The following is a 1,236-nucleotide window of genomic DNA, read 5'->3' as shown; positions in this document are numbered from 1 at the left end:
GCGTTGGAATAGGGTAGTTGAAGGGCGTTGGCAATTTTCTCTTTATCCTTGAGGAAGGTTTTAAAGACAGTCTGAAAAAGAGGATGAACCTGCTTTAGATTGTCCTCAATGAGCCCGAAAAATTTATTCGGTTCCTTATTCTGAAAGTGGAAAAGCAAGAGCTGATAGAGATGATAGTGATATTTCAAGTCTTCTGAATAGCTCAAAAGCTTGTCTAGAATTTCTTTATTGGTTAAGTGCATACGAAAAGTAGGGCGATAAAAACGTTTATCGCTGAGCTTACGACTATCCTGTTGAATGAGTTTCCAGTAACGCTTGATAGCCTTGTATTCATGGGATTTTCGATGAAACTGATTCATGATTTGGACACGCACACGACTCATAGCACGGCTGAGATGTTGGACAATATGGAAACGATCCAACACGATTTTAGCGTTTGGAAAAAGCTGTTTAACCAAGTCATAGTAAGGGCTAAACATATCCATAGTAATGATTTTCACTCGACATCGGACGACTCTATCATATTTAAGAAAGTGATTTCGAATAATAGCTTGTGTTCTACCCTCAAGAACAGTGATGATATTGAGATTGTCAAAATCTTGCGCAATGAAACTCATCTTTCCCTTGGTAAAGGAGTACTCATCCCAAGACATAGTCTTTGGAAGCCGAGAAAAATCATGCTTAAAGTGAAAATCATTGAGTTTGCGAATAACAGTTGAAGTTGAAATGCCAAGCTGATGAGCAATATCGGTCATAGAAGTTTTTTCAATCAGCTTCTGAGCAATTTTTTGGTTGATGATACGAGGGATTTGATGATTTTTCTTTACTAGAGGAGTCTCAGCAACCATCATTTTTGAGCACTGATAGCACTTAAAACGACGTTTTCTAAGGAGGATTCTAGTAGGCATACCAGTAGTTTCAAAGTAAGGAACCTTAGACGGTTTTTGAAAGTCATATTTTTTCATTTGACTTCCGCAATCAGGACAAGATGGAGCCTCATAATCCAGTTTAGCGATGATTTCCTTGTGTGTATCCCTATTGATGATATCTATAATTTGGATATTTGGGTCTTTGATATCGAGTAGTTTTGTGATAAAATGTAATTGTTCCATATGAATCTTTCTAATGAGTTGTTTGGTCACTTTTCATTATAGATCTTATGGGACTTTTTTTCTACACAAAAATAGGCTCCATAAGATTCATAGGGGATTTACCCACTACAAATATTATAGAGCC

At 36.9% G+C, this 1,236-nt stretch carries 1 protein-coding gene; it reads right to left on the bottom strand.

The genetic code is table 11. From position 1 onward, the window contains the following. Window positions 1-1,112, bottom strand: a 1,112-nt coding sequence (locus QM818_RS08970; RefSeq protein ID WP_414300177.1) for an ISL3 family transposase, incomplete at its 3' end; no start/stop codon positions are given. Between the last annotated feature and the right edge of the window lie 124 nt (window positions 1,113-1,236).

It is taken from the genome of Streptococcus mitis (genome assembly GCF_047464035.1).
GTDB lineage: Bacteria > Bacillota > Bacilli > Lactobacillales > Streptococcaceae > Streptococcus > Streptococcus mitis_DX.
Note: the sequence above shows the minus strand (reverse complement) of the source record. Positions and strands in the feature narration are given on the sequence as shown.